General features: G+C 73.3%; 29 protein-coding genes and 1 pseudogene. 22 read left to right on the top strand and 8 right to left on the bottom strand.

Features of this window, described 5'->3' with window-relative positions; genetic code table 11:
* Positions 1 to 24 precede the first annotated feature (24 nt).
* Positions 25 to 936, top strand: coding sequence for a LysR family transcriptional regulator (locus AC3ANS_RS12565; protein ID WP_488291926.1), 912 nt, complete (start codon positions 25 to 27; stop codon positions 934 to 936).
* 411 nt (positions 937 to 1,347) lie between these two features.
* Here the strand turns inward: AC3ANS_RS12565 and AC3ANS_RS12560 are convergent, their stop codons facing one another.
* Together AC3ANS_RS12560 and AC3ANS_RS12555 are read right to left on the bottom strand one after the other, a co-directional pair.
* Positions 1,348 to 1,698, bottom strand: a complete 351-nt coding sequence (locus AC3ANS_RS12560) for a DUF2510 domain-containing protein (protein ID WP_488291925.1) — start codon at positions 1,696 to 1,698, stop codon at positions 1,348 to 1,350.
* Positions 1,699 to 1,783: 85 nt separating this feature from the next.
* Positions 1,784 to 2,305 carry a histidine phosphatase family protein gene (locus AC3ANS_RS12555; RefSeq protein ID WP_488291924.1) on the bottom strand — a complete coding sequence of 174 codons (522 nt, stop codon included), beginning with the start codon at positions 2,303 to 2,305 and terminating at the stop codon, positions 1,784 to 1,786.
* A gap of 141 nt (positions 2,306 to 2,446) precedes the next feature.
* On the opposite strand from AC3ANS_RS12555, the gene AC3ANS_RS12550 reads away from it, so the two are divergent.
* On the top strand, positions 2,447 to 2,833 hold the full coding sequence (locus AC3ANS_RS12550; RefSeq protein WP_488291923.1) for a four-helix bundle copper-binding protein: 387 nt from the start codon (positions 2,447 to 2,449) through the stop codon (positions 2,831 to 2,833).
* Positions 2,834 to 3,189: 356 nt separating this feature from the next.
* On the opposite strand, the gene AC3ANS_RS12545 is transcribed toward AC3ANS_RS12550, so the two are convergent.
* Positions 3,190 to 3,648, bottom strand: coding sequence for a hypothetical protein (locus tag AC3ANS_RS12545; protein ID WP_488291922.1), 459 nt, complete (start codon positions 3,646 to 3,648; stop codon positions 3,190 to 3,192).
* Complete coding sequence (locus AC3ANS_RS12540) at positions 3,648 to 4,904, bottom strand: GNAT family N-acetyltransferase (protein ID WP_488291921.1); 1,257 nt, start codon at positions 4,902 to 4,904, stop codon at positions 3,648 to 3,650. Before AC3ANS_RS12540 ends, AC3ANS_RS12545 begins: the two co-directional genes overlap by 1 nt.
* A gap of 59 nt (positions 4,905 to 4,963) precedes the next feature.
* Here AC3ANS_RS12540 and AC3ANS_RS12535 point away from each other — a divergent pair, with 59 nt between their 5' ends.
* Complete coding sequence (locus AC3ANS_RS12535; protein WP_488291920.1) at positions 4,964 to 6,064, top strand: DNA glycosylase AlkZ-like family protein; 1,101 nt, start codon at positions 4,964 to 4,966, stop codon at positions 6,062 to 6,064.
* Here the strand turns inward: AC3ANS_RS12535 and AC3ANS_RS12530 are convergent.
* Positions 6,061 to 6,444: a RidA family protein gene (locus tag AC3ANS_RS12530; protein WP_488291919.1), complete on the bottom strand. Its 384-nt coding sequence runs from the start codon at positions 6,442 to 6,444 to the stop codon at positions 6,061 to 6,063. The genes AC3ANS_RS12535 and AC3ANS_RS12530 overlap by 4 nt on opposite strands.
* A gap of 117 nt (positions 6,445 to 6,561) precedes the next feature.
* Positions 6,562 to 7,122, bottom strand: a complete 561-nt coding sequence (locus AC3ANS_RS12525; RefSeq protein ID WP_488291918.1) for a GNAT family N-acetyltransferase — start codon at positions 7,120 to 7,122, stop codon at positions 6,562 to 6,564.
* Positions 7,123 to 7,193: 71 nt separating this feature from the next.
* Here AC3ANS_RS12525 and AC3ANS_RS12520 point away from each other — a divergent pair.
* The 7 genes and pseudogenes from AC3ANS_RS12520 to AC3ANS_RS12490 all read left to right on the top strand — a co-directional run.
* Positions 7,194 to 7,727: pseudogene (locus tag AC3ANS_RS12520) on the top strand (DinB family protein); the annotation flags it as partial.
* On the top strand, positions 7,704 to 8,360 hold the full coding sequence (locus AC3ANS_RS12515) for a class I SAM-dependent methyltransferase (protein ID WP_488296491.1): 657 nt from the start codon (positions 7,704 to 7,706) through the stop codon (positions 8,358 to 8,360). The pseudogene AC3ANS_RS12520 and the gene AC3ANS_RS12515, both read left to right, overlap by 24 nt.
* Positions 8,361 to 8,367: 7 nt before the next feature.
* A complete protein-coding gene (locus AC3ANS_RS12510; RefSeq protein WP_488291917.1) occupies positions 8,368 to 8,562 on the top strand; it encodes a DUF3046 domain-containing protein in 195 nt (64 codons plus the stop codon).
* Positions 8,559 to 9,800: an MFS transporter gene (locus tag AC3ANS_RS12505; RefSeq protein ID WP_488291916.1), complete on the top strand. Its 1,242-nt coding sequence runs from the start codon at positions 8,559 to 8,561 to the stop codon at positions 9,798 to 9,800. Before AC3ANS_RS12510 ends, AC3ANS_RS12505 begins: the two co-directional genes overlap by 4 nt.
* Before the next feature lie 47 nt (positions 9,801 to 9,847).
* Positions 9,848 to 11,461, top strand: a complete 1,614-nt coding sequence (locus AC3ANS_RS12500) for a sensor histidine kinase (protein ID WP_488291915.1) — start codon at positions 9,848 to 9,850, stop codon at positions 11,459 to 11,461.
* 20 nt (positions 11,462 to 11,481) lie between these two features.
* Positions 11,482 to 12,303: an S-methyl-5'-thioadenosine phosphorylase gene (locus AC3ANS_RS12495; protein ID WP_488291914.1), complete on the top strand. Its 822-nt coding sequence runs from the start codon at positions 11,482 to 11,484 to the stop codon at positions 12,301 to 12,303.
* Positions 12,300 to 13,337 (top strand): NAD-dependent epimerase/dehydratase family protein, encoded by a 1,038-nt coding sequence (locus AC3ANS_RS12490; RefSeq protein WP_488291913.1) that lies wholly within the window; start codon positions 12,300 to 12,302, stop codon positions 13,335 to 13,337. Before AC3ANS_RS12495 ends, AC3ANS_RS12490 begins: the two co-directional genes overlap by 4 nt.
* Before the next feature lies 1 nt (position 13,338).
* Here AC3ANS_RS12490 and AC3ANS_RS12485 read toward each other — a convergent pair whose 3' ends face one another.
* Positions 13,339 to 14,667, bottom strand: coding sequence for a hypothetical protein (locus tag AC3ANS_RS12485; RefSeq protein WP_488291912.1), 1,329 nt, complete (start codon positions 14,665 to 14,667; stop codon positions 13,339 to 13,341).
* 112 nt (positions 14,668 to 14,779) lie between these two features.
* Between AC3ANS_RS12485 and AC3ANS_RS12480 the strand changes: the two genes are divergently transcribed.
* From AC3ANS_RS12480 to AC3ANS_RS12425, 12 genes are all read left to right on the top strand, one after another.
* Positions 14,780 to 15,439 carry a glycosyltransferase family 2 protein gene (locus tag AC3ANS_RS12480; RefSeq protein ID WP_488291911.1) on the top strand — a complete coding sequence of 220 codons (660 nt, stop codon included), beginning with the start codon at positions 14,780 to 14,782 and terminating at the stop codon, positions 15,437 to 15,439.
* Positions 15,436 to 16,092, top strand: coding sequence for a TIGR04282 family arsenosugar biosynthesis glycosyltransferase (locus AC3ANS_RS12475; RefSeq protein ID WP_488291910.1), 657 nt, complete (start codon positions 15,436 to 15,438; stop codon positions 16,090 to 16,092). The genes AC3ANS_RS12480 and AC3ANS_RS12475 overlap by 4 nt, the downstream gene beginning before the upstream one ends.
* The gene (locus AC3ANS_RS12470; protein ID WP_488291909.1) at positions 16,089 to 16,670 is read left to right on the top strand and encodes a methyltransferase domain-containing protein; all 582 of its coding nucleotides are present in this window, start codon (positions 16,089 to 16,091) and stop codon (positions 16,668 to 16,670) included. Before AC3ANS_RS12475 ends, AC3ANS_RS12470 begins: the two co-directional genes overlap by 4 nt.
* On the top strand, positions 16,667 to 17,818 hold the full coding sequence (locus AC3ANS_RS12465) for a molybdopterin-dependent oxidoreductase (protein WP_488291908.1): 1,152 nt from the start codon (positions 16,667 to 16,669) through the stop codon (positions 17,816 to 17,818). The genes AC3ANS_RS12470 and AC3ANS_RS12465 overlap by 4 nt, the downstream gene beginning before the upstream one ends.
* The gene (locus tag AC3ANS_RS12460; protein WP_488291907.1) at positions 17,815 to 18,261 is read left to right on the top strand and encodes a hypothetical protein; all 447 of its coding nucleotides are present in this window, start codon (positions 17,815 to 17,817) and stop codon (positions 18,259 to 18,261) included. The genes AC3ANS_RS12465 and AC3ANS_RS12460 overlap by 4 nt, the downstream gene beginning before the upstream one ends.
* Positions 18,218 to 18,895, top strand: a complete 678-nt coding sequence (locus AC3ANS_RS12455) for a response regulator transcription factor (protein ID WP_488291906.1) — start codon at positions 18,218 to 18,220, stop codon at positions 18,893 to 18,895. The genes AC3ANS_RS12460 and AC3ANS_RS12455 overlap by 44 nt, the downstream gene beginning before the upstream one ends.
* 8 nt (positions 18,896 to 18,903) lie before the next feature.
* Positions 18,904 to 20,061 (top strand): sensor histidine kinase, encoded by a 1,158-nt coding sequence (locus AC3ANS_RS12450; RefSeq protein WP_488291905.1) that lies wholly within the window; start codon positions 18,904 to 18,906, stop codon positions 20,059 to 20,061.
* 186 nt (positions 20,062 to 20,247) lie between these two features.
* Positions 20,248 to 21,300 (top strand): recombinase RecA, encoded by a 1,053-nt coding sequence (gene recA / locus AC3ANS_RS12445; protein ID WP_488291904.1) that lies wholly within the window; start codon positions 20,248 to 20,250, stop codon positions 21,298 to 21,300.
* Positions 21,301 to 21,358: 58 nt separating this feature from the next.
* Positions 21,359 to 21,985 carry a regulatory protein RecX gene (locus tag AC3ANS_RS12440; RefSeq protein ID WP_488291903.1) on the top strand — a complete coding sequence of 209 codons (627 nt, stop codon included), beginning with the start codon at positions 21,359 to 21,361 and terminating at the stop codon, positions 21,983 to 21,985.
* Entirely contained in the window at positions 21,975 to 22,466 is a 492-nt protein-coding gene (locus AC3ANS_RS12435; RefSeq protein WP_488291902.1) for a phosphoribosyltransferase, read from the top strand. Before AC3ANS_RS12440 ends, AC3ANS_RS12435 begins: the two co-directional genes overlap by 11 nt.
* On the top strand, positions 22,463 to 23,167 hold the full coding sequence (locus AC3ANS_RS12430; RefSeq protein ID WP_488291901.1) for a GNAT family N-acetyltransferase: 705 nt from the start codon (positions 22,463 to 22,465) through the stop codon (positions 23,165 to 23,167). Before AC3ANS_RS12435 ends, AC3ANS_RS12430 begins: the two co-directional genes overlap by 4 nt.
* A 7-nt stretch (positions 23,168 to 23,174) precedes the next feature.
* A complete protein-coding gene (locus tag AC3ANS_RS12425) occupies positions 23,175 to 24,017 on the top strand; it encodes a PPK2 family polyphosphate kinase (protein WP_488291900.1) in 843 nt (280 codons plus the stop codon).
* Positions 24,018 to 24,040: 23 nt separating this feature from the next.
* On the opposite strand, the gene AC3ANS_RS12420 is transcribed toward AC3ANS_RS12425, so the two are convergent.
* Complete coding sequence (locus tag AC3ANS_RS12420; RefSeq protein WP_488291899.1) at positions 24,041 to 24,727, bottom strand: hypothetical protein; 687 nt, start codon at positions 24,725 to 24,727, stop codon at positions 24,041 to 24,043.
* Between the last annotated feature and the right edge of the window lie 84 nt (positions 24,728 to 24,811).

The following is a 24,811-nucleotide window of genomic DNA, read 5'->3' as shown; positions in this document are numbered from 1 at the left end:
ATGTTGTTCAGATATCCTGAACAGATGATCGACGTACGCCGGTTGCGGATCCTGCGCGAGGTGCATGTCCGAGGCACGCTCCACGCCGCTGCGGCGGCGCTGGGCTACACCCCGAGTGCGGTCTCCCAGCAGCTCGCCGCGCTGGAGCGCGAGGCGGGCGCCCCGCTGCTCGAGCGTGCCGGGCGCAACGTCCGGCTCACCGAGGCCGGCCAGGTGCTCGTGCGCCATGCCGACACGCTGCTGGAGGGGGTGGAGACGGCCACCGCGGAGGTGGCCGCCGTGACGGCGGGCCGGCTGGCGGGCGTCGTGCGGGTCGCGGCGTTCCAGTCCGCCTTCCTGCGCATCGTCTCGCCGACCGTCCGGGTGCTCGGCGAGCGGCATCCCGCCATCCGCGTCGAGGCGACCGAGACCGAGGTCGAGCAGGCGGTGCCGGAGCTCCGCCTGCGCCAGCTGGACGTGCTGGTGGGAGATGAGTACGAGGCGCAGCCCCGGGCGATCCACCCCGAGTTCCAGCGCCAGGTCGCCCTGCGCGAGCGGATCCGCATCGTGCTGCCGGCCGGCCACCCGCTGGCCGCCGCGCAGCGGATCCGTCTCGCCGACCTGGCCGACCTGCCCTGGGCGGTCTGTCAGCCCGGCACCGGGCACCACGAGATGCACCTGCGGGCGTGCCGCCAGATCGGTGGTTTCGAGCCGGACGTCCGCTACACCTCCGACGACTTCCTCATCCTGCTCGAGATGGTGCGCACCACCGGCGCGGGCGCCCTGCTGCCCGACCTCGTGGTCGGCTTCGAGCCGCCCGGAGTCGCGGTGCGGCCGTTCGAGTCCGGGGGAGTGGGGCGGGAGGTCTTCCTGCTCACCCGGCGGACCCGGACGCCCACCGTGCATGCGGTGGTAGACGCGTTGCAGGCTGCTGCCGGCGCTGCTGCGCCGCGTTGAAGCGTGAGGCGGCTGGGGGCCGGCGGCGTGCGGGGTTCGGCTGCCAAGTGGTACGTGAGGTGCTGGTGTGACGGGCCGCCGGCGGAGCACGTCGTTCGCGCTCGCCTCGCCCGCGGCCTCCTCCTCGCTGCTGGTGACGCGGGCACCAGGACCTGGTGCGGCGGATGTTCACGAGCCCGGTCACCGGGGAGCGGTGCCGGCTCCGACGTCGACCGCGACGGTCGTGGGTCCGCATCCCCGCGATCGGAGAATCGCCACGTCGCGGTCGGGTCCGGCGTCCTCCTTGTCGTCATAGCTCGCGATGTGGACCGGCCAAGGTCCTCTCGCTCGATGGAGGCGACCTCGTCGATCCGCCAGCCCGAGGACGTCGTCGACATGCCCGGACGATTACGCGCTCGAGCTGCGACTCGGCTACGTCAGCTTCTCGAAGACCATCGTCGTCTGGATCCGGTCACCGCCGCCGAGCCCTTTGCTGCCGGAGGCGGCTGTCGTGATGGTGTGGAGGCGGTATCCGAGTGCCGCCTGCGCATTCAGGGTTCCCTCCAGCTCGGTGAGGTTGCCCGAGCCTGTGCCCCACAGCTTCTCCTTCAAGATGACCTGGAGCACCACGTAGCTCGCGCCTGGTGACGCGGCCTGCGGTCCCGAGGCGGTGCCCGCCGTCGGCGGCTGCTCGTTGTGGTCGGCCCACCTCTCACCGTCCCACCAGCGCTTCGTCCCGGTGCCTGATCCGTCGTCGTACCAGCCTGCTGGGGTAGTGGTCACGATCTTCCTCTCCGAGCCGAGCGAGTCCGCGTCGACATGGTAGGTCGGCTCGAGACGATCGGACGGCACGTGTGCCGCGACCTTGCTAGGCGGGTGGGAGCTCCCGTACGTCCGCATACGCCGTGCGCGGGTGACCCGTCAGCGCGTGGATGAGCACCTCGTGGCAGACGACCAGGACCGACCGATCCGGCTCGCCGTGCCGGCGTATCGCGCCGTGGGCGCGCTTCCGAACTGACTCCAAGGGCTCCCAAAGGTCGGCCCCACCGCGCACGCCTCCGCGCTCCAGCATGGAGGCATACGCCTCTTGGACCTCGCCCGCGGACGTCCACTGGTAGGTCTCATCCGGCAGCCACTCGCGCAGGTCGAGGTCGACGCGGAGCTCGACGTCAAGCGCTGCGCTGATGATCGCGGCTGTCTGCAGCGCCCTGGTCATGGGGGAGGAGAGAACGAGGTCCGGAGGGTCCGCGCGCAGCAGGTGTGCGGCGGTCCTGGCCTGGTGCTCCCCGAGCTCCGTCAGCGGCGCGAGATCGTTCGCGGCGCCTCGCCAGCCGTCGCCTTCGACGAGCGCCCAGTCGGGCTCGGCGTGCCGCATCAGTCGGATCGTCACGTGCGCAGTCTCTCGCGTCGTTGAGTGCGAGCCTGCCGTGCCGGCCCCGACGCGTGGACCCGGCCAAGGTGGTTACCGGGCTGCATCTGCCAAGACGAGAGGACGATTCACATGACGACCACTGCGGACACGGTTCGCCGCATGACCGAGACCTACCCCGCCGAGATCAACCTCGACCGTGAGCTCATCGCGCGGGTGGTGACGGCCTGTGGCGAGTGCTCACAAGCATGCACGGCATGCGCCGACGCGTGCCTGAGTGAGGACATGGTGGCGGAGCTGCGCAAGTGCATCCGCACCGACCTCGACTGCGCCGACGTGTGTGACCTGACGGCACGCGTGCTGTCGCGACACACGGCGTACGACGCCAACATCACCCGGGCCGTGCTGGCGGCGTGCGCTCAGGTGTGCGCCTCCTGTGCCGACGAGTGCGAACGCCACGCTGAGATGCACGAGCACTGCCGCATCTGCGCGGAGGCATGCCGCCGGTGCCAGCAAGCGTGCGAGGAACTGCTCGCGTTGATCGCCTGACGGACCACACGCCTCGGCCGGCAGTGATGGTGATGGTCCCTGCGCTCGCCGTCATGCGCCCGCCGGATCCCCCCTTCGCCGATCCACGGCTCGTCGAGCTGGACGTCGAGCTGGTGGTCGGGGTCGACCCCGCCGGAGCCTCCCCGGACGTGGCCCAGGCGCAGCCGTTCGACGAGCCGGTGACCTGGATCCGCGGCGACTGGAGCGGCACCTTCGCAGCGGGGCACGGGTGCCTGCGGTCCGGCGGCTGGCTGGTGTTCGCGACGCGCCGGACCGGCTCGGCAAGGAGAACGTCGTCCTCGCGCGCCGCGCCGGTCCGCCGCGGAGCGCACGCCGTGCGTGACGTCAGCGCCGCTTCAGCAGCCAGACCACCACCGCGACGACCAGCACCAGGAGGATGAGCTCCGGGAACCCGACACCGAACATCCGACGATCGTAGGTCGGTCAGGCATCGGCCTGCGGGGACAGCACCAGGTGGCGACTCCGTCGGTGAGGCGGGCCGTCAGCGGATGGTTGTCGGGATGGTCGGGGCACTGCGGCCAGTTCGTGGGCTGGCGCTGAGCGCACAGCTCCTCGACCGCCCAGTCCTGCACCTGGTCGGCGAGCGTCACGAGCTGCTCGGCCGGCGCGAGCGCGGGGTCGACGAACACTCCCATGCCCGAGCCGTCGGGTGCGCGGAGGAACGCCGACTCCGCCCCCGGCCAGGTCTGCCAGTCCGACGGCTCCACGCGCGGAGCCGGGAGGCCCTCGAGGTCGCGGAGGACCAGGTCGAGGGCCGACCCGAGGTGCTTGCCCAGCCCGTCCCCGCCGGCCATCAGAACCCCACGGCCGCCGTCGGCGCGACGTCGGTGCGCAGCGCGTTCCACAGCTCGCGGGTCGCCCCCGGCCGCCGCTCGGCCACGAGCCCGGACCGCTGAGCCGCGACGAGGTTGCCGCCACCGAGGTACGCCGCGCCCAGCACGGCGACGTCGAGGACCAGGTCGGCCTCAGCGGTGGTGCGCTCGACGACGGCCGCGCCGGAGGAGTCCGCGACGATCCGCCAGCTGCCCTGGTTCCACGGCGCGGCGCGGTCGGCCACCTCGACGACCACGTCGCACGGCGCGCTCCACGTGCGGTCCGGCAACGCGGCGGGCAGGTCGACGAGTCGCACCCACAGGCCGTCGTACACCGCCACGTCGGAGGCGCCCCGCGGCCCGCCGACCCAGGAGAGCAGCGGGTCGTCCGCGCCGACGGTGCCGACCTTGATGGACGACACGAGGTCGAAGTCGACGATGCGCTGCATCAGGGCCAGACGCGCCGCGGGGTCGCCCACGACCGCCCACACCTCGAGCGTGCTGGCGGGCCTTGCCTTCTCCCACTTCTCGTTGCGCCGGAACAGCGCGAACCCGACGTCGGCGCCCTCGCGCTGGGCGAACAGCACGCGCCACGGCTCCTTGCCGCGCAGGTGCTCGGGCAGCTCGGTGCAGATCCGGGCGTAGTAGCCCAGGTCGCCGACGACCGACCCCAGCTCGGCCTGGGCGAGGTGGCAGGCCTGCAGGCGCGCGGGTACGTCGGCGTCCGAGACCGACGCCATCCGCGTGACGACGCCCGAGCCCGGCAGGTGCGGCGCCGTCAGGGTCGTGCCCCGGCCGAGCGTGACCTCGAGCTCGAGCGCCGCGAGGCCGTAGCCGTGCCGGCCGTAGATGGCCGGCTCGCTCGCGTGCAGCGCCGAGACGTGCACGCCCTCGGAGCGCGTCTGCTCGAAGTGGTGGCGCAGCATCGCGGTCAGGATGCCCTTGCGCCGCTGGTCCGGGTGGACGCCCACCCAGGTGAGGCCGGCGCACGGGACCTGCCGCCGACCGGCGTCCGGCCCGGGGATCGCGAGGGTCATGGGGTAGACGCCGTACACGCCGGCGTACGTCGACGGGTCGCCGCCCGGGAGGTCCACCGCGAACCGGTGCTCGGGCGCCAGCCCGGTGAGCTGCACCTCCGTCGGAGCGCCCGAGACCTCCGCGAACCAGACCAGCTGGTCGGTGGCGAGGTAGCGGTCGGGGTCGGTGGCGCGGTCGACGTGGATCGGGTCGGTGCTCATGCCCCCAGCCAACCCTCGCGAGGGGGCCGGCAACAAGCGGTTTGACTACGCTCCGGGGCGTGACGGCACCGCACCAGCTCACAAGCGCCGACGCGCGCCGGATCTCGGTGCGCGCCCAGCTGCTCGACGCGCCGCGACCCACTGACCTGATGGCGGTGCTCCGCCACCTGACCGTGCTGCAGCACGACCCGATCAGCGCGGTCGCGCCCAGCGCCGACCTGGTGCTGTGGAGCCGGCTCGGCTCGGCGTACGACCCCGCCGAGCTGCGCGACGCGGTCGACGAGCAGCGCGTGATCGACCTGCACGGCCTGCTGCGGCCGGCCGAGGACCTCGCGCTGTTCCGGGCGGAGATGGCGCAGTGGCCGGGCCCGGGCGAGCTGCGGGACTGGCAGGTCCAGCGGGTCGGGTGGGTCGAGGCCAACGAGGCCTGCCGGCTCGACATCCTCGAACGGCTGCGTGCCGACGGCCCGCTGCCGGTCCGCGAGCTGCCCGACACCTGCGAGGTGCCCTGGGGGTCGAGCGGGTGGACCAACAACAAGAACGTCCAGCGGATGCTGGGATTCATGGTGCAGCGCGGCGAGGTCGCCACCGCTGGCGGCTGGGGCAAGGACCGGCTCTGGGACCTCGCGGAGCGGGTCTACCCGGACGATCCGGTGCCGCCGGTGGAGGAGGCCGACCGGGTGCTCCGCGAGCGCCGTCTCCGCGCGCTCGGCATCGCGCGGCCCCGCGTGGCCGAGGCGCCGGGTGAGCCGTACGACGTAGGGGATGCCGGCGAGCCGGCCGTGGTCGAAGGCGTGAAGGGGGAGTGGCGAGTCGACCCGGCGTACGTCGACGGCACCCCGTTCACGGGCCGCGCCGCGCTGCTCTCGCCGTTCGACCGGCTCGTCGCGGACCGCAAACGGCTGGCCGAGCTGTTCGACTACGAGTACCTGCTGGAGATGTACAAGCCTGCCGCGAAGCGCCGCTGGGGCTACTACGCGCTGCCGGTCCTGTACGGCGAGCGCCTGGTCGGCAAGCTCGACTGCACCGCCGACCGCGGGTCCGGAGTGCTGCGGGTGACGGCACTGCACGAGGACGAACCGTTCACCGCCGAGGTCCGCGCGGCCGTCGAGGCCGAGATCGACGACCTGGCCCGCTGGCTGGCGCTCGAGCGCGGCTAGGGCTCGAGCACCGCGTCCAGCTCGACCTCGACCTTCCACCGCGGATCGAGCAACCCCGCGACGACCACCATCGTCGAGGCAGGACGGACCTCCCCGAACACCTCGCCGTGGACCGCGCCGATCGCATCGGCGTCGCCCGCGGAGACGACGTACTGCCGAGTGCGAACGACGTCGGCGACCGACCCGCCGAGCTCGGTGAGCGCGGCCAGGCAGATCTCCCAGCAGCGGCGGGCCTGGACGGCCGGGTCGGGATCGACCGTGCCGTCCGGCCACACCGGCGCCGTGCCGCTCACCGCGACCGTCGACCCGACGCGGACCGCGCGGCTGAACCCGATGGAGGCCTCGAACGGCGACCCGGATCGGGCCGAGGAGCGTGTCATGGCGGGATCGTAGGGCTCCGGCCTGGAAACGCAGAATGGTCGACAGGTCACCGCCGACCGGGGTGGCTGCGGGGGGACGCCTTCACCGACTCCGCGAGCTCGGGGCGGAGGCGCGGGTCACCCTGCGGGACGGGACGACCCGTCTCCAGCGGACGAGCCGGTGAGCCGCAGCTCCCACAGCTCGGTGTCGATCCACCGGCCGAACTTGTGCCCGACCTCGTGCAGCACCCCGGCGCGGGTGAAGCCGCACGCCCGGTGCAGCCCTTGGCTGCCGGGGTTGGGCAGGGCGACGACCGCCACGACCAGGTGCACGCCGTCGGCGCGCATGAGTCGCAGCAGCTCGTCGTACAACGCCCGGCCGGCGCCGCCACCACGAGCCTGCGAGGCGAGGTAGACCGACGTCTCGCGGGTCCGGGCGTACGCCGCTCGTGGGCGGTAGCTGCCCGAGAACGCGTACCCGATCACCGCGCCGTCGCGCTCCGCCACCAGCAGGTGGTCACCGGTCTCGGTGCTCGTGAGCCGCATGGTCCAGTAGTCCAGCGGCGGCGGCTCGGTGGCGAACGTCGAGATCCCGTGCCGGACCTCCTCGTCGTAGATCGCCGCGATCGCGGGCAGGTCCGCCTCCGTCGCGGGGCGGATCACCGCACCCGTCGATGCACCGGTCAGCGCAGCAGTCATGGCGCCATCTTCGCGGAGGCTGGCCGGAAGTCGCGCGCGGCCCGTCGGTGGCGGCTGGGAGGATGTCCGCCATGAGCAGCGACACGGCCGGGGGCGGCGCGATCGTCCCCGACACCAAGGACTGGACCTGGGTCCTCGACCGGCCCTGCCCCGAGTGCGGGTTCGAGGCCTCGCACGTCACCCCCGACCGGCTGGCCGAGGTCGTCCGCGACAACGCGACGACGTGGCAGGCCGTGCTCACGGTCGACGGGGCGGCCGTGCGGCCCGACCCGACCACCTGGTCGGCGCTCGAGTACGCCTGCCACGTCCGCGACGTGCACCGCATCTTCGACCTGCGCCTCGAGCTGTTGCTCGACGAGACCGACCCGCTGTTCCCCAACTGGGACCAGGACCACACCGCGGTCGCGGAGAAGTACGCCGAGCAGGACCCGGCCACGGTCTCCGCCGAGCTGCTGGAGGCGGCTGCGGTGGTCGCCGACCGCTACGAGTCGGTGCCGCCCGACGCCTGGGGCCGGCGCGGGTTCCGCAGCGACGGCAGCGAGTTCACCGTCGAGAGCCTCGGGCGCTACCACCTCCACGACATCGTCCACCACGCCTGGGACGTCCGGGCGCTTGTCGCGCGCGCCACCGTCGAGTCCTACGACGGCCACGCGGCCGCCTACCGCGACGCCTCTGCCGACCTGTCCGCCGAGTCGCTCGCGCAGATCGCCGACCTCGCCGGCGAGCTCGGTCCCGGAGCCAGGGTGCTCGAGATCGGCAGCGGGGGAGGGCGAGACGCCCGCGCCCTGGAGGCGGCCGGGCTGAGCGTGCGCTGCACCGACATCACCCCGGCGTTCGTCGAGCTGCTGCGCGGGGCGGGCCACGAGGCCGACGTGCTCGACCCCCTCACCGACGACCTCGACGACCCGGCCCGGCCGAGCACGCCGTACGACGGTGTCTGGGCCAGCGCCAGCCTGCTCCACGTCGCCCGGGCCGACCTGCCGGTGGTGCTGAGCCGCCTGGCCGAGGCCACCCGGGCCGGCGGCGTCCTCATGCTGTGGGTCAAGGAGGGCGACGGGGACGCCTGGTCGACCCACGGCTCGGTGGGCGCCCCGCGGCACTTCGTCTACTGGCGTGAGGCTCCGCTGCGTGAGGCCCTGGAGTCTGCCGGTTGGAACGTCTCCCGCCTCGACCACACCACCAGCAGCTTCACCGGCGAGCCGTGGCTCGACGTGCGGGCCGTGCGCTCGGCCGGGTGAGGCACCCATGAGACACACCGAGTTCTGGGCCCGGATGGACCACGCGCTGGGGCCGGCGTACTCCCGTTCCTGGGCGGACATGTTCGTGATGGCCGACCTCGGTGGCCGGACCGCGTCGCAGGCGCTCGCCGCGGGGGTGCCGCCCAAGCAGGTCTGGGCCGCCGTCTGGCAGGCGCTCGGGCTGCCGGCGACCCAGCGGTGAGCGTCCGGACCCTGCCCGACCTCGCGCTCGTCCAGCGCCGCACGATCCGCACGCTGGTCGCCGCCCAGGCGGTCGGGGCGATCGGCATCACGATCGGCATCGCCACGGCCTCGCTGCTGGCCCGTGACATCTCCGGGTCGGAGAGCGAGGCCGGCCTCGCCCAGACGTTCCAGGTGCTCGGCACCGCGGTCGCGGCGTACGTCCTGGCCCGGCTGATGTCACAGCGCGGCCGGCGCGTGGGGCTGGTCACCGGCTACCTGGCCGGCGCGTCGGGTGCCGTGCTCGCCGTGCTGGCCGGCGTCATCGACTCGATGCTGCTCCTCCTCGTGGGTGCGGTGCTGCTCGGCGCGACCAGCGCGGCCAACAGCAGCGCCCGCTACGCCGCGACCGACCTCGCGGAGGACGCCCACAAGGGCCGGGCCCTGTCGACCGTCGTGTGGGCGACCACGGTCGGTGCGGTCGTCGGGCCCAACCTGACCGGGCCCGCGGGCGCCCTGGCCGGCTGGCTCGGCATCCCCGAGCTGACCGGACCGTTCGCGCTCGGCAGCCTCGGCATGCTCGGCGCCGCCCTGATCACGGGCCTGCTGCTGCGCCCCGACCCGCTGCTGCTGGCCCGCGAGGCCGCCGGCGTACCACCCTCAGCGCCCGCCGGCACGGCCTGGGGGCGGGCGGTGGCGGCCGCCCGCGAGCGGCCCGTCCTGGCGTTCGCCGCGCTGTCGATGGGCTGCTCGCACGCCGCGATGGTGGCGGTGATGGTGATGACCCCGCTGCACATGGAGCACGGCCACGCCGAGCTGCGGGCCATCGGCGTCGTGATCAGCGTCCACGTGCTCGGGATGTTCGCGTTCTCACCGCTGGTCGGCATGCTCGCCGACCGTGTCGGCCGGCCCGTCGTGATCGTCGAGGGCGCACTCCTGCTGCTCGGCGCGCTGCTGCTGTGCGCCCGGGCGCCCGAGGGCAGCTCGTGGCAGATCTTCGCGGGCCTGTTCCTGCTCGGGCTGGGCTGGTCGTTCGTCACCGTCGCCTCGTCCACGCTGATCGCGCAGCACGCACCGCTGGAGGAACGCACCGACGTCCAGGGCGCCGCCGACCTGGTGATGGGGCTGACTGCCGCAGCTGCCGGCGGCCTCGCCGGGCTGGTGGTCGGCGCCTGGGGCTACCCCGCGCTCGCGATCTGCTCCATCGGGCTGGTCGCACTCGTGGCGATCGGCGGCCTCGGGGCGCGTTCATCGGGCTGAAGCGCCTTCGTCTGATTGAATCATGGTCTTCCTCGGGAAGGGGGCCCATGCTCATCGGAGACGTGGATCTCGACCTCGCGCGGCGCCCCCGGTTGCCCGTGCTGCCCCAGCTGCTCTTCGCGGCCTGCTCGATGGTGGTCGTCGTGGTCGTCGTGATCGCGATGCCGGCCGGGCGCGCCAGCGAGATGTTCTGGGCCGGCGCGCTGCTGATCGTGCTGGCGACGTTCGCGACCGCTGCCGCGCCGTGGCGGCGGCTCGGGACCGACTGGCTGCTGGTGATCCCGTGCCTGGACATGGTCGCGATCGCCCTGCTGCGCCACGACCTCCTCCCCGAGCTCGCGTTCGTGTGGGCGCTGGCGACGATCCCGATCATCTGGATGGGCGTCGACTTCGGTCTGCGCGGCGTGTCCGCCGCGGTGGTGACGGCACTGCTGACGGCGTTCTTCGCTCCTTTCCTCGCGGGCCCGCTCTCGAACCAGACCGCTACGTCGGTGCGTGCCGCGGTCGTCGGCGTCCAGGCGCTGGGGCTCGCCGGCTTCGGGCACCTCTTCGCCGTCCAGCTGCGCGAGCGCCGCCGCAGCCTCGACTGTCAGCTCGAGCAGTCGCAGCGCACGACCCGGCTGGGCCGGGCGATCCTGCACACGGTGGGGTCGGGCATCTGCTTCTACGACGCCGACGGCTCGCTGGCGTTCGCGAACTCCCAGGCACACGCGCTGGCGGCTCGCGGCGGGTACGACCTGGAGCATCCCGAACGCCCCGGCACCCGGGTCTGGGCCGCCGACGGCCGCACCCCGCTCGGGCCTGACGGGCAGGCGCTCCTGCACGCCCTCGCCGTGGAGCGGCTCACCGATGCGATCGAGTGGGTCGGCCCCTCGAACGACCTGACCGCGGTGACCTGGAACAGCCGCCAGGTGCTCGGCAACGACGGCAGCTCCCTGGGCACCGTGGTCGTGTCGCACGACGTCACCTCGCTGCTGGCCGCCCACCAGACGCAGGAACGGTTCCTCGGAACGGTGTCCCACGAGCTCCGTACGCCGCTGACCTCGATCATCGGTTTCGTGGAGGTCGCCGAGACGCTCGCTCCCGGCGACGCCGAGGTCCTGCGACGGGCACTCGCCGCGATCCGTCGCAACTCCGACTCACTCGCCTCGCACGTGAGCGACCTGATCACCGTCGCCGAGGACCGGCCGCGGCCCCTGCGGGAGCCCATCGACGTCTCCGTGCTCGTCTCGGACGCGCTGCAGCGGTCGGCTGCCCAGTTCCACGACCTCGGGCTGCGCGTGAGCCCCCAGGTCCAGCGAGGAGTGATCGCCGACGTCGACCCGCACCAGCTGTCCCGGGTGGTCGACTCGCTGATCTCCAACGCGATCAAGTTCACCCCGCCTGGGGGTGAGGTCCGGGTGTCGCTCAGCGTGACCGACCGCGAGGTGCTGCTCGAGGTGGCTGACACCGGCGCCGGCATGAGTGCCGTCGACCGCGACCGAGCATTCGAGTGGTTCCACCGCGGCGACCTCGCCCGATCCGACCACATCCGGGGGATGGGCATGGGCCTCCCGACGGTGAAGAAGGTCGTCGAGGCCCACGGGGGGCACGTCCAGGTCGCCAGCGACCAGGGCCGCGGGACCGTCGTCACCGTGCGAGTCCCGAGCGCGCACGGTTGACCGGCTGGCAGGCTGGGGCCATGAGCCCCCAGGTCGCTGACGTCGCCGTGATCGGCGGCACCGGCTTCTACTCCTTCCTCGACGACGCCGAGGGCGACGTGGTCCAGCACGTCGTGGAGACGCCGTACGGCGCACCCTCGGCGCCGGTCTCGGTCGGCACGGTCGCCGGGCGCCGGGTCGCGTTCCTGCCGCGCCACGGTCCGCACCACGAGCACCCGCCGCACGGCATCCCCTACCGCGCGAACCTCTGGGCGCTGCGCTCGCTCGGCGTCCGCCAGGTCCTCGCGCCGTGCGCGGTCGGCGGCCTGCGCGACGAGGTCCAGCCCGGCGACGTCGTCGTCCCCGACCAGCTCGTCGACCGCACCCACCGCCGCATCGGCAGCTTCGTGGAGACCGGTGCGGTGCACCTGCCCTTCGCCGACCCCTACTGCCCACGCGTCTCGGCGGCCGTGCTCGCAGCCGACCCGGGCATCAAGTCCGGGGGAGCGATGGTCGTCATCGAGGGCCCGCGGTTCTCCACGCGCGCCGAGTCGCGCCACTACGCCGACCAGGGCTGGACGCTGATCAACATGACCGGCGCCCCCGAGGCGGCGCTCGCCCGCGAGCTCCGCATGTGCTACTCCGCGATCGCGCTCGTCACCGACATGGACGCCGGGGCCGAGTCCGGTGAGGGCGTCGGCCAGGAGGAGGTGTTCGCGCTGTTCCGCGCCAACCTCGAGCGGCTCACCGGGCTGCTCGCTCGCAGCGTCGCCGGCCTGCCCGACCCGACCGGGTGCACGTGCTCGACCTGGGCCGACGGCATCGAGCTCACCTACGACGTCCCGGGCCCGGAGAGCAGATGAGGGTGCTGCTGACCGGCGCTGCCGGCTTCATCGGGACCGCCATCGGGGCCGTGCTCGAGGAGGCCGGGCACGAGGTCGTCCGGGTCGACCTGATGCTGCCGATGGCGCACGGGGCCACCGAGCCGCCCGCGGGCACGCACCGGCTCGACGTCCGCGAGGCCGGGGAGTGGACCGATCTGCTGACCGGCGTCGACGCGGTCTGCCACCAGGCCGCGATGGTCGGCGCCGGCATCCGTGTCGGCGACCTTCCGCACTTCGCGTCCCACAACGACCTGGGCACCGCGGTGCTGCTCGCGGCGATGCACGAGGCCGGCGTCGGCCGGCTCGTGCTCGCCTCCTCGATGGTGGTCTACGGCGAGGGCCGCTACACCTGCCCCGAGCACGGCGACCAGGTGCCGCCGCCGCGCACCCGCGCGGCGCTCGAGTCCGGCGACGTGGACAACCACTGCCCCGCGTGCGGCCGGGTGCTCGGCTGGGCGCTGGTCGACGAGGACGCCCGCTTCGACCCGCGCTCGTCGTACGCCGCCAGCAAGGTCGCCCAGGAGCACTACACCTCCGCGTGGGTGCGGCAGGCCGACGCGGCCGCGGTGGCGCTGCGCTACCACAACGTCTACGGGCCCGGGATGCCGCGGGACACGCCGTACTCCGGGGTCGCGGCGATGTTCCGCTCCTCGCTCGAGCGCGGTGAGCGGCCTCGCGTCTACGAGGACGGCGGTCAGATGCGCGACTTCGTGCACGTCTCCGACGTCGCGCGGGCCAACCTGCTCGCGCTCGAGTCGGTGGTCGCGGGCGAGGCGGGGACGTACGCCGCCTACAACGTCTGCTCGGGCCGCCCGGTCTCGATCCTGCGGGTCGCCGAGCTGGTCGGGGCGGGCACCGGCATCGAGCCGGAGGTGACCGGCGACTACCGGCTCGGCGACGTCCGGCACGTGGTCGCCTCGCCCGAGCTGGCGCGCACCGAGCTCGGCTTCACCGCGCAGGTCGACCCCGACCAGGGGTTGCCGGCGTTCGCGACCGCGCCGCTGCGCGAGTGACTCACCAGGTCGTGTAGAGCAGCTGCTGGACGGCGACGGCCCAGGCGACCTGGAGGAGCAGGCCCCAGCGACGCCAGCGCTCGGGCAGCAGGGCCGTCGTGAGCATCAGCCACGGCACGAACGGCAGCCAGATCCGCTCGACCTCGGCCTTGCTCATCTGGGAGACGTCCGCGAGGAGGACCGCCGCGGCGGCGGCCCCCGCGAGCAGCAGGACCACGCGGTCCGAGCCGCGCCGGAGCACGGCCAGGCCCGCGCCCAGCAGGGGCCCGGTGCAGACGAGGAGCGCGGCGAGGTTCGCCCACGTCCAGTACGCCGCCGGGCGCCTCGCGGCGATCCCGTCCCAGTAGCGCTCGCGCAGCACGGGGAAGGCCTCCCACCAGGCGAACCCGTCCGCCGCGAAGGCGAGCACCACCGCGGCAGCGGCCAGCGCGGCCACCGGCAGCGGCCACCACGACCTGGCCCGCACCAGCACGGCCAGGGCGAGCACGCCCAGCAGCGGCAGGCCGTAGGAGAGCATCACGCAGCACCCGAGCAGCACCCCGGCCACGAGTGACCAGCCGATCACCCGGCTCCGGCGGGTCGAGGTGGCGCCGAGCGCGAGCGTGGCCAACCCCCACGCAGCGACCGCCCCGAACAGCGCATCGGCCGAGACCGCCATGAACACCGCGGCCGGCGCCAGCACCAGGAACGGCGCCGCCCGCCGGGCCACGTCCTCGGCACCGAGCGCCCGCAGCGTCACGAGCACCGCGACGGCCGTCGTCGCGGCCAGCACGGTCACCACGACTCCCGCGGCGAGGTCGCCGCCGAGCCCGACCCGCACCAGCCCCACGAAGAACAGCACGGCGCCCGGCGGGTGGCCGGCGATGTGGGTCGGCCAGCTGTCGGCGAGGCCGTAGGGGATGCGGTCGACGTACCCGGTCAGCAGCGCGTGCACGTCGGTGACCTCGCGGGCCGTCGGCAGGTACTCGTACTGGTTGCCGAGCGCTCGCGAGAGCCCGTCGGTCCCGTCGACCAGAGCGAGGCCGAGCAGCCAGGCCAGGCTGCCGGCGTACGACGCGAGCAGCAGCGCCCGCCACGACAACCGTTCGGCCAGTCGGGGCCCGAACCGCCAGCCGAGCAGGGCGAGCGCGACGGCGAACGGCGTGCCCGGGCCGAGCAGCTGCGGGTGCCAGTAGCCGTGCAGTGGCGGCGCGCTGGCGTCGACGGCGCTGCGCGGCGCGCGGGCGAACACCTGCCAGCCGGTGAGCGGCGGTACCGCGAACGCGACCACGACGACGAGGAGCGCGAGCGCCAGCCCGGCCCACGGCGCACGTGTGGTGGTGGCCGACATGCCATCGACCCTAGGTCGCGCGAGCCGCCGAGAACGCCGGCGTCGGCGATCGTCACGGCTTCGTAAGACTTGGGCGGCCCGTACGCGCGTCGCGCTCCCTACGTTCGGTCACGTGCCATCCACGTGCGATCTGATCCTCCCTTGCCGCGACGAGGCGGCCGCCCTGGCGGACCTGCTCCCGGAGGTCCCGGACGAGTTCGCGGTCATCGTCGTCGACAACGGCTCCCGTGACGGCACCGCCGAGGTGGCCAGGCGCCTCGGCGCGAGCGTGGTCGTCGAGCCGCGACCGGGGTACGGCGCGGCCGTCCACGCCGGCCTGGTCGCGGCGACGCGCGAGCACGTCGCGGTGATGGACGGGGACGGGTCCTTCGACCCCCGGGAGCTGCTCGGGCTCCTCGAGGAGGTCCGGTCGGGACGGGCCGACCTCGCGGTCGGCCGGCGGCGGCCCGTGAGCGGCGGGGTGTGGCCGTGGCACGCGCGGGCCGGCAACGCGCTGGTGGTGTGGTGGCTGCGACGCCGCATCGGCATGGCCGCCCACGACATCGCGCCGGCCCGGGTCTGCCGTCGCGACGCGCTCCTGGCCCTGGGCGTCCAGGACCGCCGGTTCGGCTACCCCGTCGAGCTGCTCGACAGAGCGACCCGCGCGGGCTGGCGGGTGGCGGAGCGCGACGTCACCTACCGTCCGCGGGCCGTCGGCACCCGGTCGAAGGTCTCCGGCTCGGTGACCGGGACCGCGCGGGCCGCCCGCGACTTCTGGAAGGTGCTGGCGTGAGCGGCCCGCGGGTGCTGGTGGTGGCCAAGGCGCCGGTCCCCGGGCGGGTCAAGACCCGGCTGGGTGCTGCGATCGGGATGGACGCCGCGGCCCGGCTCGCCGCTGCCGCCCTGCTCGACACCATCGCCGCCTGCCGGGCGACCGTCGGCCCCGAGGGGTGCCTGCTCGCCCTCGCGGGCGACCTCGCCGACGCCGCGCGCGGCGACGAGATCGCCCGGGCGCTGGACGGCTGGGCCCTCGCGCGGCAGCGGGGCAGCACGTTCGCCCAGCGGCTCGCCAACGCACACGCCGACGTCTCGCCCGGCGGACCGGTCGTCCAGGTCGGGATGGACACGCCCCAGGTGACGCCGGCCCTGCTGCACGCGGCTGCCGCCGAGCTCGTGGATCACGAGGCGGTGCTCGGACCCGCGGACGACGGCGGCTGGTGGGTGCTCGGGCTGCGCACGCCCGGCGCGGCCGGGTCGCTGCACGACGTACCGATGTCGACGCCGTCGACGTACGACCACACCCGCGACGCGCTCACCGCTGCCGGCGTCGGTGTCGGCACGACCGCCACGCTGCGCGATGTCGACACGGTCGCCGACGCCGACGCGGTCGCGCGGGTGGCGCCGGACGGCGAGTTCGCCCGCGCCTGGGAGCTGGTGCGGCCGTGAGCGCGGAGCCGCTGGACCTCCTCGCGGAGGTGTTGTCGATCGACAGCTGGGCGCACGCCGCCGACGAGCACGACCGCGACATGGTCGCGCTGTGCGTGGGTCCGACGCTCGACGTCGGGTGCGGACCCGGCCGGTTGACCGCCCACCTGGCGGAGCGCGGGCACGTGGCGCTCGGCATCGACGTGGCGCCCGAGTGCGTCGGCCGGACCCGCGAACGCGGCGCGGTCGCGCTGCACCGCGACGTCTTCGACCGCATCCCGGGTGAGGGTCGCTGGCGTACGGCGCTGCTCGCCGACGGCAACGTCGGCATCGGCGGAGACCCGGTCGCGCTGCTGCGCCGGCTGCGCGAGCTGCTCGACCCGCGCGGGCGGGTCGTGGTCGAGCTGGCCCCGCCCGGCAGCGAGCTGCGGCACGGCTGGGCGACGCTGCGGTACGCCGCGGGCGTCGCCCGGCCGTTCCGGTGGGCCGTCGTGGGCGTCGACGACATCGCGCGCCTGGCACGCGCGGCCGGGCTGGAGGTGACCGGGCGCCACAGGTTCGGCCACCGCTGGTGCGCGGTGCTGGAGGAGGCGACATGAGGATCCCGTCGGAGGCCGACTTCTCCTCCCGGCTGCGCAGCGCGGCCGTCACCGCGCGGGTGGGGCTGTGGCTCGGGGTCTGCTTCGGCATCTGCTTCGTCACCGGGCTGATCAGCCACTACGCGCAGAACGCCGACCACCCGGTGCCGTTCCCTCCCGGCCCAGTGTGGGGCTACCGCGTGACCCAGGGCCTGCACGTCACCACCGGCACCGCGGCGGTGCCGCTGCTGCTCGTGAAGCTGTGGACGGTCTATCCCCGGCTGTTCCTCCGGCCCGCCCGGGGCGCCCGCCGCCTGCTGCTCGACGCCCTCGAGCGCGGATCGATCGGGGTCCTGGTGGCTGCGGCGGTCTTCCAGCTGGCGACGGGGCTGGCCAACGCCGCGCAGTGGTACCCGTGGGACTTCTCGTTCCGGTCGACCCACTACGCGCTGGCGTGGGTGGCGATCGGGGCGTTGCTCCTGCACGTCGCGGTCAAGCTGCCGGTGATCCGCGGCGCGCTGGGCGCCGGCGTCGAGGACACGACGTACGACCGCGCGACCGCCGTCCGCCCGGGCGCGCTGTCGCGTCGCGGGCTGCTGCGGACGACCTGGCTGGCGGCCGGGGTCGCGGTGCTCGCCACCGCGGGCAGCACGGTGCCCGTGCTGCGGCGGGTGTCGGTGCTGGGGGTCCGGTCCGGTGACGGGCCGATGGGCGTGCCGGTCAACAAGTCGGCGGTGGCCGCCCGGGTGACGGCCGCCGCCACGAGCGCGGACTACCGGCTCACGGTCGCCCACGGGGACCGCGAGGTCACGCTGACCCGCGCGCAGCTCCTGGCGATGCCGCAGTCGACCCACACGCTCCCCATCGCGTGCGTCGAGGGGTGGAGCGCGGCCGGCACCTGGACCGGCGTGCCGGTGCGGGCGCTGCTCGAGCTGGTCGGCGCGCCGTCGGGCTCCGACGTGCTGGTGACCTCGCTGCAGGAGAGCGGGCCGTACCGGACCACCGTCCTGCACGCCAGCTTCGCCGACGACGAGCGGACCCTCCTCGCCCTGGCACTCGGCGGTGAGCCGCTCGCGATCGACCACGGCTACCCGGCGCGGGTGATCGCTCCCGACCGGCCGGGCGTGCTGCAGACCAAGTGGGTCGCCCGGCTGGAGGTGAGGACGTGAGGGCCGCGCTCGGGGCGCTCGGCGTCGCGGTCGCGGCGTACGGCGGGTGGCTGCTGGTCAGCCGGGGGCACGACCTGCTCGACGTGGCCGTGTGGCTGGTTGCCGGGGTCGTGCTGCACGACGCGGTGCTGGCCGGCGCGACACTGGCGCTTGGGATGGTGGCCACCCGGCTGCTCCCGCGGCCGGCGCGGGCGCCGGTGGCGGTGGGGTTCCTGGTGCTCGGCCCGGTCACCCTGCTCGCCGTACCGGTGCTGGGTAGGTTCGGCGCCCGCGCCGACAACCCGACGCTGCTGGACCGCGACTACACCGTGGGCTGGCTGGCGCTGGCCGGGGTCACGGTGCTGGCGGTCGTGGTGGCGACCCTCGTACGCTCGCGCTCGGACCGAGAAGGAGGCGCGCGTGGCCCGGATCCTCGTCGTCGACGACGACCCCACCGTGCGTGAGGTCGTGGTGTCCTACCTGCGCGCGCACCAGCACGAGGTCGTCGAGGCCGCCGATGGTGAGAGCGCACTGCGGGCCGTCCGCGACCGGCCCGCGGACCTGGTCGTGCTCGACCTGATGCTGCCCGGCATCGACGGCATCGAGGTGTGCCGCAGGCTGCGCGAGGCCGGCGACGTCCCGGTGATCATGCTGACCGCGCTGGGGGAGGAGACCGACCGCGTGGTCGGGCTGGAGGTCGGCGCCGACGACTACGTCACCAAGCCGTTCAGCCCGCGCGAGCTGGCGCTGCGGGTCGACTCGGTGCTGCGCCGCAGCGGCGCCCCGCCGGCGCCGCAGCGGCTCGTCGACGGCGACCTGCTCGTCGACGAGGCCGCACACACGGCGTTCCGCGGCGACCGCGCGCTCGCGCTGACCTCCCGTGAGTTCGACCTGCTGCGCTTCCTGCTCGCCCACCCCGGCACGGCGTACTCCCGCGACGACCTGCTCAAGCACGTGTGGGGCTGGTCGATCGGCGACCAGTCGACGGTCACCGTGCACGTGCGCCGGCTGCGGGAGAAGATCGAGGACGACCCGACCCGGCCCGTTCGGCTGCAGACCGTGTGGGGCGTCGGCTACCGGTGGGAGGCATCGGCGTGATGGGGGGCGTGACCGCGGACGAGGTGCAGATCGTGCTCGTGGCCGCCGCGTGCGCGGTCGGTGTGGGCGTGGTCGGGTTGGTCGCTGCCTGGCTGGTGCGTCACCTCTCGATCCGGTGGCAGCTGGGACTGATCGTGGTGGTCTCGGTCGGCTCGGTGCTGGCCGGCGTCGTCGCCGTGGCGCGGATGATGTTCATCTCCACCCACGACCGTCAGGTGGTCGGCCTGGTCACCGTCGTCTCCGGCGTGGTCGGCCTCGTGGTCGCGCTCGCCCTCGGTGCGGCGATCTCGCGCTGGTCCGCCGCGCTGCGCGAGGGCGCACGGCTCCTGGACACGCACGGGTCGTACGTCGCGGACCCCCGCGGGCCCAGCGAGCTGCAGGCGCTGGCCGCCGAGCTCGAGCGCACCAGCGAGCGGCTTGCGGAGTCACGGCTGCGCGAGGCCCGGCTCGAGGAGTCACGTCGCGAGCTGGTGTCGTGGGTCTCCCACGACCTGCGCACGCCGCTGGCCGGCATCCGCGCCATGACCGAGGCGCTCGAGGATGGCCTGGCCTCCGACCCGGTGCGCTACCACCGCCAGATCAGCGCCGAGGTGGACCGGATGGTGCGGATGGTCGACGACCTCTTCGAGCTCTCCCGGATCCATGCCGGAGTGCTGCGGATCAGCCCAGAGACCGTGATGCTCGGCGACCTGGTCAGCGAGGCCATCGCCGGTGCCGACCCGGTCGCCCGGGCACGCAGCGTGCGCCTCGGCGGTCGGGTGGAGGACGGCATCGAGGTCACCGCCGACGCGGCCGCGATGTCGCGGGTGATGACGAACCTGATCATGAACGCCATCCGGCACACGCCGGCCGACGGGTCGGTGGAGATCCGCGGGCGGCTCGTCGGCGAGGGCGCCGGCCAGAGCGTCGAGCTCAGCGTGAGCGACCAGTGCGGCGGGCTGAGCGAGGACGACATGGGCCGGGTCTTCGACCTCGCCTGGCGGGGCGGGGGAGCGGCCCGCACGCCCGAGCCCGAGGGTGCCGACCGGCTCGAGGGCCCCGGGGCGGGGCTGGGCCTGGCGATCGTCAAGGGCATCGTCGAGGCGCACCGCGGCGTCGTGCACGTCGAGAACGTCGGCTCGCCGACGCCGGCCGGCTGCCGGTTCCTGGTGCGGCTGCCCGCCTGAGCGGGACGCCGACACGCCGGGCCAGCCTGTCAGTGTCGAACAGGTGTTCGGGCTAGGTTGTGTCCACAGGCACGACGTGGAGCGAGGTTGTCCACAGCCGTGGCGGCGCTGATCAGGGCGCTGTCGGTGGCTCGCTCTAACGTCGCCGATGTGCCTGGACCACGACGAGAGAAGAGGAAGCAGCAGATGGCTGGAGGAGACCGCGAGAAGGCGTTGGACGCCGCGCTCGCCAACATCGAGAAGCAGTTCGGCAAGGGCTCGGTCATGCGCCTCGGAGACGAGGTCCGGGCCCCGCTCGAGATCATCCCGAGCGGCTCGATCGCGCTCGACGTCGCCCTCGGCCTGGGCGGGTTCCCCCGCGGCCGCGTCGTGGAGATCTACGGCCCGGAGTCCTCGGGCAAGACGACCGTCGCCCTGCACGCCGTGGCCAACGCCCAGCGCGCCGGCGGCATCGTGGCGTTCATCGACGCCGAGCACGCTCTCGACCCCGAGTACGCGAAGAACCTCGGCGTCGACACCGACAACCTGCTGGTCTCCCAGCCCGACTCCGGCGAGCAGGCCCTCGAGATCGCGGACATGCTGATCCGCTCGGGCGCGCTGTCCCTGATCGTGATCGACTCGGTCGCCGCGCTGGTGCCCCGGGCCGAGATCGAGGGCGAGATGGGCGACAGCCACGTCGGCCTCCAGGCCCGGCTGATGAGCCAGGCGCTGCGGAAGATGACCGGTGCCCTCAACAACTCCAAGACCACGATGATCTTCATCAACCAGCTCCGGGAGAAGATCGGCGTGATGTTCGGCTCGCCCGAGACCACCACCGGTGGCAAGGCGCTGAAGTTCTACGCCTCGGTCCGGCTCGACGTGCGCCGCATCGAGACGCTCAAGGACGGCACCGACATGGTCGGCAACCGCACCCGGGTCAAGGTCGTCAAGAACAAGGTGGCCCCACCGTTCAAGCAGGCGGAGTTCGACATCATGTACGGCAAGGGCATCAGCCGCGAGGGTGGCCTGATCGATGTCGGCGTGGAGGCCGGCCTGGTCCGCAAGGCCGGCGCTTGGTACACCTACGAGGGCGACCAGCTCGGCCAGGGCAAGGAGAACGCCCGCAACTTCCTGCGCGACAACCCCGACCTGGCCAACGAGCTGGAGAAGAAGATCCTCGAGAAGCTCGGCGTCGGCCCGACCGTCGACCAGGACGTGACCGAGCTGCCCGCGGAGCCGATCGGCGTCGGCGACTTCTGATCGGTGACTTCGAGCTCGAAGGAGCCTCGAGACCATCGCGCCTGCGAGGGAGACATCAATGACTCTCGACGATGACAGGCCGCCTCCTGAGTGGCTGGGTGACGTCACTGACGGGGTCGACGCGTGGACGCATCGCGCGCCGGCCCCGCCCGGGGCTCCGCCCGAGGACCTGGCCGTCCAGGTCCCCGAGGCGGATGCGGAGGCCGTCGCGCGCAAGATCCTGCTCGACCAGCTGACCGGGCAGGCGCGCAGCCGCAAGCAGCTCAGCGACAAGCTCGCGTCTCGCAACGTGCCCGAGGACCTCGCCAACCGGCTGCTCGACCGGTTCGAGGAGGTCGGGCTGATCGACGACGAGGCGTTCGCTCGCCTGTGGGTCGAGTCGCGGGGCGCCGGTGGCGGCCGGGGACTGGCGCGGCGAGCCCTGGCGCAGGAGCTGCGCCGCAAGGGGATCGCCGACGAGGTGGCTCGTGCCGCGCTGGACGAGGTCGACCCGGACGACGAGGAGGAGACGGCCCGGGCCCTGGTCCGCAAGAAGCTGCGGTCCCTCGCCGCGGTCGACGACACCACGGCGACCCGGCGACTCGTCGGGATGCTGGCCCGCAAGGGCTACGGCTCGGGGATCGCCTTCGCGGTGGTCCGCGACGAGCTGGGCCACCGTGCGGAACAATACGAGGGTGGCAACTGAGCGCGAGGTCCTGACGTACGAGCTGTTCGGCACCGCGGTGCGCGACCTGGCCCACCAGATCGTCGACTCCGGCTACGAACCCGACCTGGTCCTCTCGATCGCGCGCGGCGGCCTCGGGCTGGGCATGGGCCTGGGCTACGCCCTGGACGTCAAGAACCTGTCCGCGGTCAACGTCGAGTTCTACACCGGCGTCGACGAGCGGCTCGAGATGCCGGTGATGCTGCCGCCCACCCCCGACGCCGTGGACCTGACCGGTCTGAAGGTGCTGATCGCCGACGACGTCGCCGACACCGGCAAGACCCTCGAGATCGTCCGGGAGTTCTGCGCCGAGCACGTCGCCGAGGCACGTGTCGCGGTGATCTACGAGAAGCCGTGGACGGTGGTGCGGCCCGACTACGTCTGGCGGCGGACGGAGGCGTGGATCGACTTCCCGTGGTCGGCGGAGCCGCCGCTGGTCCGGAGGGATCGAGGTCCGGCGTGACCGCACACCGGGTCGTCGTGCACGACCGTGGCCGCGACCTGACCGGCGTGGTGCACGAGGGTGAGTCCTGGGCGGCCGCGGCTCGGCGTACGGTCGCGAGCCTGCACGCGGACCCGGTCCCGCTCGACCTCTCCGAGGAGGTCAAGCTGTTCGTCGTCGACCACGACAACCGGGTGACCGTGCGCGCGATGACCCGTGGCGACCTCCCCGACGTGACCCGCTGGCGGCAGACCGAACACATCCGGCGGTGGTGGGCCTCGGAGGGTGAGCCGACCTCGGAGCGGATCGAGGCGCGCTACGGCCCGTGCATCGACGGGATGGAGCCCACTCGGATGTGGGTCGCCGAGGTCAACGGCCGCTCCGTCGGGTTCGTCCAGGACTATCGCATCGGCGACTACCCGGACTACGCCGTGCTCGGCCCCGACCCCGAGGCCATCGGCGTCGACTACGCCCTGTGCGAGGAGTGGAGCGGTCGCGGTCTCGGTGCCCGCGTGCTCTGGGCGTGGATGACCCGGGCCCGCAAGCGGTTCCCCGACGCGACGACGTACTTCGCCGCCCCCGACCACCGCAACGCAGCCTCGCTCCGGATGCTCACCAAGACCGGCTTCACTCCTGGCCTGTGGTTCGACGAGCCGCAGGAGGACGGCTCCGTCGACACCGTCGTCGGTTGCAGCCTCGACGTACGCCGCGTCCTGGGATGATGCGGTGATGAACGCCCACGCGCAGCTGGTCCCACCGGGCCCCGTCGATCTCACGGCCTACCGCACCGACCGCACGGCGGGGGTGAAGGGCGGCAAGACCGCCGGCAAGCGGGCCCTGGTTGCGCTGGGTCCGGAGCTGTCCGACCTGCAGGAGCGCTTGTTCGCGCAGGGCCGACGCGGGTCCGAGGTCCGGGTGCTGCTCGTGCTCCAGGGCATGGACACCTCGGGCAAGGGCGGCATCCTGCGCCACACCGTCGGGCTGGTCGACCCGCAGGGCGTCCGCATCACCTCGTTCAAGGCGCCGACTGAGGAGGAGCGTGCCCACGACTTCCTGTGGCGCATCCGCCGGGCACTGCCCGGCCCCGGGATCATCGGGGTCTTCGACCGCTCGCACTACGAGGACGTCCTGGTGCCTCGGGTGCACGAGCTGGTCGAGCCCGAGGAGATCGAGCGCCGCTACGACGTGATCAACGAGTTCGAGCGCGGGCTGGTCGAGAGCGGCACAGTCGTCTTGAAGTGCCTGCTGCACATCTCCCCTGAGGAGCAGAAGAAGCGGCTGCTGGCCCGCCTGGCGCAGCCCACCAAGCACTGGAAGTACAACCCCCACGACGTGGACGAACGGGCTCGGTGGGCCGACTACCGCGACGCCTACGAGGCGGCGGTCGAGCACACCAACACCGACGTCGCGCCCTGGCACCTCGTGCCGAGCGACAGCAAGTGGTACCGCAACCTCGCGATCGGCGAGCTGCTGCTGCACACGTTGCGCGGTCTCGACCTCGACTGGCCCGTCGCCGACTTCGACGTGGACGCCGAACGGGCCAGGCTGACCGGCGAGGAGCCGGTCGCCTGACCCGTTCGGCAGACGCCTCGGTGTCAGAGTCGGTGCGTGTAGTAGACGCCGCTCTGGGTGGTCGCGAAGGACTTGTCAGCGCGGATCACCAGGCGCCAGAAGAACTTGCCGCTCCGCGGGGTGGGCAGGGCGAACGCCACTCGGCTCTTGGCGTTGGTGCGGACGACCTTGAACTTCTTCCACTTCTTGCCCTGCTTCTTCAGCACGGTGATCGCGCCCTTGTACTTCGGGCTGACCTTGACCTTCATGCCGGCCGTGCGGCCGGTCGTGCCGGTGACGTCGAGCTTGCGCTGGATCGAGGCCGAGACGGAGTCGGACGATGGCGCGAAGTCGCCGCTGCCGCTGTAGGTCACGCGGTAGATCGCGTTGCCCTGGGCCTTGATCGACTCGTAGAGGTAGGCGCTGGTGGAGCTGGCGACCGTGGTCCACGTGGACTGGCCCGCGAGCTGGCGCTGGACGGTCAGTGTGCCGTCGTAGACCTGCTGGCCGCTGTCGGTCGCGACCTCGATCGAGAGCGAGAGCGTGTCGCCGTAGACCGGGACGCCCGGCTGGCTGCGGTAGCTGGGGCCGGAGATCCACGGGCCCCCGTCGCTGCTGACGATGTGGGTCGCGGTGGCGGCCGAGGCGGGAGCGGAGGTGGCGACCAGGGCGAGAGCCGGCCCGGTCAGGGCGGCGGCCGTCACGGCGGCGAGGAGGGTGCGGATGCGCATCGGGTTCCTGTCGATCGATGGGGTGGGCGGTCGCCGAGTCGACCAGCCGTCGATTACCCACGGCGGTTGTCCGATAAACCGCAC

The organism is Nocardia sp. 149-1B (genome assembly GCF_057747975.1).
The sequence above is the reverse complement of the archived record's forward strand: the minus strand, read 5'-3'. Positions and strand labels throughout refer to the sequence as shown.

Bases quoted from the DNA above. Each gene is read 5' to 3' on its own strand.
- AC3ANS_RS12565 (WP_488291926.1), top strand. From the start codon at position 25: ATGATCGACGTACGCCGGTTGCGGATCCTGCGCGAGGTGCATGTCCGA.
- AC3ANS_RS12550 (WP_488291923.1), top strand. From the start codon at position 2,447: ATGACCGAGACCTACCCCGCCGAGATCAACCTCGACCGTGAGCTCATC.
- AC3ANS_RS12545 (WP_488291922.1), bottom strand. From the start codon at position 3,648: ATGGCCGGCGGGGACGGGCTGGGCAAGCACCTCGGGTCGGCCCTCGAC.
- AC3ANS_RS12540 (WP_488291921.1), bottom strand. From the start codon at position 4,904: ATGAGCACCGACCCGATCCACGTCGACCGCGCCACCGACCCCGACCGC.
- AC3ANS_RS12530 (WP_488291919.1), bottom strand. From the start codon at position 6,444: ATGACACGCTCCTCGGCCCGATCCGGGTCGCCGTTCGAGGCCTCCATC.
- AC3ANS_RS12525 (WP_488291918.1), bottom strand. From the start codon at position 7,122: ATGACTGCTGCGCTGACCGGTGCATCGACGGGTGCGGTGATCCGCCCC.
- AC3ANS_RS12510 (WP_488291917.1), top strand. From the start codon at position 8,368: ATGAGACACACCGAGTTCTGGGCCCGGATGGACCACGCGCTGGGGCCG.
- AC3ANS_RS12500 (WP_488291915.1), top strand. From the start codon at position 9,848: ATGCTCATCGGAGACGTGGATCTCGACCTCGCGCGGCGCCCCCGGTTG.
- AC3ANS_RS12495 (WP_488291914.1), top strand. From the start codon at position 11,482: ATGAGCCCCCAGGTCGCTGACGTCGCCGTGATCGGCGGCACCGGCTTC.
- AC3ANS_RS12490 (WP_488291913.1), top strand. From the start codon at position 12,300: ATGAGGGTGCTGCTGACCGGCGCTGCCGGCTTCATCGGGACCGCCATC.
- AC3ANS_RS12485 (WP_488291912.1), bottom strand. From the start codon at position 14,667: ATGTCGGCCACCACCACACGTGCGCCGTGGGCCGGGCTGGCGCTCGCG.
- AC3ANS_RS12465 (WP_488291908.1), top strand. From the start codon at position 16,667: ATGAGGATCCCGTCGGAGGCCGACTTCTCCTCCCGGCTGCGCAGCGCG.
- recA (WP_488291904.1), top strand. From the start codon at position 20,248: ATGGCTGGAGGAGACCGCGAGAAGGCGTTGGACGCCGCGCTCGCCAAC.
- AC3ANS_RS12440 (WP_488291903.1), top strand. From the start codon at position 21,359: ATGACTCTCGACGATGACAGGCCGCCTCCTGAGTGGCTGGGTGACGTC.
- AC3ANS_RS12425 (WP_488291900.1), top strand. From the start codon at position 23,175: ATGAACGCCCACGCGCAGCTGGTCCCACCGGGCCCCGTCGATCTCACG.
- AC3ANS_RS12420 (WP_488291899.1), bottom strand. From the start codon at position 24,727: ATGCGCATCCGCACCCTCCTCGCCGCCGTGACGGCCGCCGCCCTGACC.